Raw genomic sequence first — 5,959 nt, forward strand, 5'->3', positions numbered from 1 at the left:
GCGCGTTCTTCGTCTTCACGCGCCAGTGGTAGGTCGTCCCGGCAGTGAGGCCCGAGTAGGCATACTGCGACGATCCGACCTCCACCTCCGCGCCCGATCCACAGCTCGTCCCGAGCTGCACCATGTAAGCGGCCGCGCCGCCCACATCCGTCCAGTCCAGCATCCCCGAGACCGCCTCGCACGTCGCCCCATCGGCGGGCGCCAGCAAGGTCGGCGGCGGCAGAGAGACTCCCGACGTCGAGAACGAGAAGCAGCCCGAGTAGCTCCCGAACTGACCACAGTTGTCCTTGGCCTTCACCTGCCAGAAGTAAGTCACGCCCGCGGCCAGCCCCGAGTAGGCGTAGGAGGACGAGGCGACCTCGTACTCCGTTCCCGCACCGCAACCGGTCCCGAGGCGAACCATGTACCCGGCAGCGCCGCCGACGTCCGACCAGTCCAGCGTCCCGGCCAGAGGCTGCCCAACGGCGCCATCAGCGGGACTCAACAAGGTCGGCGCGCCAAGAGGCGCGGGCAGGGTCGTGAAGGAGAAGCAAGAGGAGTAGGAGCCGTACTGGCCGCAAGCGTCCTTCGTCTTCACGCGCCAGTGGTAGGTCGTCCCGGCGGTCAGAGCCGAGTAGGCATACTGCGACGATCCGACCTCCACCTCCGCGCCCGATCCACAGCTCGTCCCGAGCTGCACCGTGTAGGCCACAGCGGCCGGAACATCCGTCCAATCGAGAGTCCCTGACAGCGCCTGGCAGTCGGCTCCATCCCCGGGGCTCAACAGGGCCGGCGCTCCGAGCGGGGCGAGAAGCGTCGTGAACGAGAAGCAGTTCGAGTAAGACCCGTACTCGCCCTGCGCGTTCTTCGTCTTCACGCGCCAGTGGTAGGTCGTCCCGGCAGTGAGGCCCGAGTAGGCATACTGCGACGATCCGACCTCCACCTCCGCGCCCGATCCACAGCTCGTCCCGAGCTGCACCATGTAGGCGGCCGCGCCGCCCACATCCGTCCAGTCCAGCATCCCCGAAACCGCCTCGCACGTCGCCCCATCGGCGGGCGCCAGCAAGGTCGGCGGCGGCAGAGAGACTCCCGATGTCGAGAACGAGAAGCAGCCCGAGTAGCCCCCGAACTGGCCGCAGGAGTCTTTCGTCTTCACCTGCCAGAAGTAGGTCGTCCCGGCCGCGAGGCCCGAGTAGGCATACGACGACGAGGCGACCTCGTATTCATCGCCGCTCCCGCAGCCCGTGCCGATCCGGACCACGTACCCGGCGGCGCCGCCGACGTCCGACCAGTCCAGCGTCCCGGCCAGAGGCTGCCCAACGGCGCCATCGGCGGGACTCAACAAGGTCGGCGCGCCAAGAGGCGCGGGCAGGGTCGTGAAGGAGAAGCAGTCAGAATACTGCCCGTAGACCTCCTGAGCGTTCTTGGTCTTCACCCTCCAGTGGTAGACCGTCGCGGGATCGAGTCCCGAATAGGCATACTGCGAAGGTCCAACCTCCACCTCGGGACCGGACCCGCAACTCGTCCCGAGCTGGACCATGTACCCCGCCACCGCGCCACCGACATCCGCCCAGTTCAGAATCCCCGACGTCGCCTGGCAGAGCGCGCCGTCCGCGGGCGTCTCGAGCGTCGGCGGCGGCAGGACAGGAAGAGCCGTCGTGAAGGAGAAGCACTCCGAGTAGTTCCCATACTGGTTGCAGGAGTCCTTCGTCTTCACACGCCAGTAGTAGAGCGCCCCCTCGGTAAGACCCGAGTAGTCATACGACGGCCCCGTCACCTCGAACTCATCCCCAGAGCCGCAGGAAGTTCCAATCTGGACCTTGTATCCGGCTGCCCCTGGAACGCTGTCCCAGGCGAGATAGCTGGCGGTCGGCCGGCCGGTCTCTCCGTTCGGCGGAAAGATCAGGACCGGCGAGGGGAGCGGGCTCGGCAAGGTGCGCAGCTCGTAGCAAGCGGAGTAGGGCCCGTACTGGTTGCAGCCGTCCTTTGCCTTCACCTGCCAGAAGTAGCGCGTCCCCGGGTTCAGCGCGGCCACGTACTCCGAGGAGGTCACGTCGTACTCGGTTCCCGCGCCACAGGTCGCTCCGATGCGGAGCCTGTAGCCCGTCGCCCCGGTCACGTCCGCCCAGTCGAGCGTCACGGGCAGAATCACGCAGGTCGCCCCGTTGGCCGGGGTGAGCAAAGCCGGAGCCGCGAGCGGCGCGCCCAGAGTCGTGAAGGAGAAGCAATCGGAGTAGGGACCGTGCCCGCCCACCACGTTTCTCGTCTTCACGCGCCAGTGATAGGTCGTGTTGTACAGGAGTCCGGAGTAGGCGTAGGAAGCGCCTCCCACGCTGTACTCTGTGCCCGTCCCGCAGGAAGTGCCGATCTGCACCGTGTAGCCGACGGCGTCGGGCACGTCCGACCAGGTGAGGCTGCCCGCGATGCTCTGGCATGTGGCCCCGTTGAGCGGAGTCTGCAGAGTCGGCGGGGGCAGGGGGCAGGGACTCGGCGTGCAGGCAACGCCCTCGCCGATGAACTGGAAGTCAGGCGGGATGCAAAGCTCCGCGAGAGTGAACGAGCAGACCCCGGTGCTAACATTGCAGCACGCGCCCGGCTGGGGACACGGATTGGTGGGCTCGCATGCGGTCCCGGTGCCGAGGAAGCGGAGGACCCCCGGCGAGCCTTCGCACGCGGCCTGGCTCAAGAGCTCGCAGTGACCATCGAGGAAGCAGCAGGCGCCAGTCGAGAGCGCCTGCGGGCAGTTCACGACGCCCGGCTGATACCAGCGGACGCAGCCAAAGTTGGTGACCAAGTCGGTCTGCGGCGGGTTGCTGTCATCGACGAACGCGGCGTAGCCGCCGACATGGTTGATCGACGAGCAGATGTGGGCCGTCGAAGGAGCCCCACACTGCTCGACGCCCGCCCGGATGACCATGAACGGATAGAGGTTCTGGGTGATGGCAACAGGCCATCCAACCGTCGCGCTCTCGCCGTCGCCCGGCCAGCCGCCCGAGACGTCTTGAGAAGGCGTGACCCCGGTCGGGCTGCACCATGCCCAGGTGAACTCGGTCGGATCCAGACAGGTCATGTCCATGTTCATGCCGAAGTAGACCGTCGTGACCCTGGGGGTCGCGCTCGGCAGGAATGCCCACAGGAACCACAGGACGGATCGCGTCGTGCTGCGGTCCGTCCGCGTGATCGTCGCCTCGCAGGTCGCGGGACGAGCCAGAGCCGTCGTGCACCGCGTGCCCGAGGAGTACGTGTAGGCATCGTTCGTGTGGACGATGATCGCGCCGTTCTGGTTCACGCCCGCAAGGGCCGCGCCGGCCAGGACCGCGCTCAGCAATAGAGTCAGTAGCAATCTTCTCAACGCACACCCCCTGATCGGCGTCCCAGCGGGAATCGCCGGCAGTCATTCGATGAAAGGCCTAATCGATCTATGGAGCTTGCCCGGAGAGGAGGGCCGCCAGGTGGGACAGAGCGGAGTTTGAAGAGGCCTGGGCGGCGCGCACAGGCGATCCCGTCGTGGTTGCCTCAGTACGAGCAATCATGCAAAGAAGCCGTGGCTCCTGCGGGCTCGACCGCGCCAGTCCCCCCCAGAACTCGCACGGAAACCGATTCCGCCGATGTCGGAAAAACAGCCCTCCCGTCAGACTTCGACGGAGGGAGGACCGTTGAGAATAGTACTCAGATGGGCCCAGAATGTCAAGAACGCCTTGAGCGCCTTCGAGTTGGAGGGCCGGCACGTTCCCTCTCGTCAGTGCGCGGCAGGCCGTCGCATGCCCCTGTCCGCGAATCGGTCGGCTGTCCGGCTAACTACATCTGGCCTGTCTGGTTACGGGTCCGGCGGCGCGACATGGATATCGACCTGACTGCCGAATTGCCTTGACCGCATAGGAGGAACCTGCTAATCTTCACATCAGGTGCTATATATCGGTCGCGAGCAATCAACGACCAGATGGATAGAGCGATTGTCCCACTCTGGCGAAAGGAGCGAGCGTTATGAGGAAGTTGGGTAGCGTTCTCATCGTGGCCGCGCTCTTGGCGGTGATGTCATCGACGGCTGGGGCCTGGGTCACACCGGTCTTCGTCGGGGACGGCGTTCCTCTGATCGGGATAGGTGGAATCCTTGATCAGCTCTACGGTCTGGGCAATGTCGCGCGTGTGGACGACGGGCCCTTCCCCGGCGATATGGCCTGGGAGGCCCTGGCCGGCGCCGGAGCCGAGGCTCAGGCGCGCTACGCCGGCAACACCAACACCCTCGGGTACTTCGTTGGGTCCAGCGGCGCGGCCGCCTTCAATCCCCTCTTCACTGTCGCTGGCGGGCAGGGGTTCCTCTTTGGCGCGCCTTCCGCAGTGATCCCCATCATGCCGGCGTTCCGCTGGGGACTTCGCTCGGTGGACAACTCTCTGACACCCGACACGTGGTCCTCACGCCAGGGCGAAAACGCGGGGAGACTGGATCACATGGTGTCCTACCGCATCACCGGCGGCGCTGATGCCGGCGACTATGTCATCGGGTGGGAAGATCTGCCCGGAGACGCGTGGGACCAGGACTACAACGACCTCGTCGTCCAGGTGCACGCGGTCAACCCGATTCCCGAGCCGGCGACGCTCGCCCTGCTGGGAATGGGCCTCGCGTCCGCCGGTCTGCTGGGAGGCCGCCGCCGCAAGAAGTAGTGGCAGGCTGCTCCGAGCTTCCTGTAGTGAAACGAGGGCGCGCCCGATGACGGCGCGCCCTTGCCACATTCGCCCCGCCGGCCGGTCGGCTCCCTCCCGTCTCTCCCAGGCGTCGTCCTGCCGCTAGCGCCGCCCCGGCGCCTCGTCGCGTTGGTGGGGAACGCGGAGCGTCGGCCTGTGTCCGACCAGGAGCAGGAAACCGCATGCCACAGCGATCGCTGCCTGGAGAAGGCGAACGGCCCGACGAGTCCGACTCTCCGCCGCTCTGATCTCGATCCGGTGCCGGCCCTTCTCGACCTCCACCGCGAGACCGCCCAGAGGGGCCTCTCTCCATGAACACGGCCGCCCGTCCAGGAGGACTTCCGCGCCGGGATAGGGATTCCTCGCGATGCGGAGGGTGGCGTCGCCGACATCAGGCAGATCGAGCGTCATTCGGTTCGGAAGGAGGCGAACGCATGCTGCCGTCACGGGTCTCGGCCGGGCCCGTCGCAACCAGTCGATGTCATCTCGAATCAAGCTCCGAGAGATCGCCTGGGGAAGTCCATCGGTCGCGACCACCGCGATTGTCATGGATGAGTCGGGCCTTCGCGTCCCCAGGCCCACGCCATCCGGCGGCAGAACCGAGACTGGAGACGCGTCATCGACTCTCAGTGCGGACAGATCGGGATCGAGGACGGCGCCATTGCCCGCATGCCCGCTCGGATCGACCAGTCCCTGGGAGGAGACGAGGTGGAGATAGCGGACGTTGTGGAGCGCGAGGAGCTGGACGATCTCGCGATCGAGCGGTCCCCCGGCGGCCAGGGCGTGCGCCACCGTATCGATCAGCGCGGCCTGGTGCGCGAAGGCTCGCGGGGCGTTCTGGATGGCCGGACCGCCCACGCTGGCGGCGGGCGCGGTGGGCGCATACTGCCAGTGGCTCGAGTAGGGTCTTCCTCCCGGATCGACGGGAATCTCCAGAAACCTCCTCCCCTCCAATCGATCGAGCAGTCTCTCGTAGATCCGCTCGCGCCCCTCTCGATGGACTCCATAGGTGGTGACCAGACTGAGCGGCGCGAGATCGATCAAGACGATGGCGAGCGCCAGCGGGAAGAAGAGCCGCCGGAGTCCGGAGGGGCGGGCCGGCTCGGCCGCGCGGCGGACCGCGCCCGCGGCGGCGATCAGTCCCCCGATCCAGTACATGTCGAGGCCGCGCCAGACAGGGTCGGTCAGGCCGAGCGGAACGAGGACGAGCAGCAGAAGAGCGACGGGGCCGATGGGATGGCCACCGACCTCGTTCCCGGCGTGGCGTCGGCGGCGTCGATCCGCGATCGCGCGGACA

The 5,959-nt window shown here is 66.8% G+C and carries 2 protein-coding genes; one reads left to right on the forward strand and one right to left on the reverse strand.

Going from position 1 to position 5,959, the window contains the following annotated elements; translation table 11 throughout:
* Window positions 1-3,331: hypothetical protein (locus FJY88_11200; GenBank protein ID MBM3287900.1), on the reverse strand; the 3,331-nt coding region annotated here is incomplete at its 3' end.
* A gap of 632 nt (window positions 3,332-3,963) precedes the next feature.
* On the opposite strand from FJY88_11200, the gene FJY88_11205 reads away from it, so the two are divergent.
* Window positions 3,964-4,641, forward strand: coding sequence for a DUF4114 domain-containing protein (locus FJY88_11205; GenBank protein ID MBM3287901.1), 678 nt, complete (start codon window positions 3,964-3,966; stop codon window positions 4,639-4,641).
* The last annotated feature ends 1,318 nt before the right edge of the window (window positions 4,642-5,959 follow it).

This window comes from Candidatus Eisenbacteria bacterium (assembly GCA_016867495.1).
Taxonomy (GTDB): domain Bacteria; phylum Eisenbacteria; class RBG-16-71-46; order CAIMUX01; family VGJL01; genus VGJL01.

What these genes read in the sequence shown, in the direction of transcription:
- FJY88_11205 (MBM3287901.1), top strand. Translation starts at nt 3,964, where the DNA reads ATGAGGAAGTTGGGTAGCGTTCTCATCGTGGCCGCGCTCTTGGCGGTG.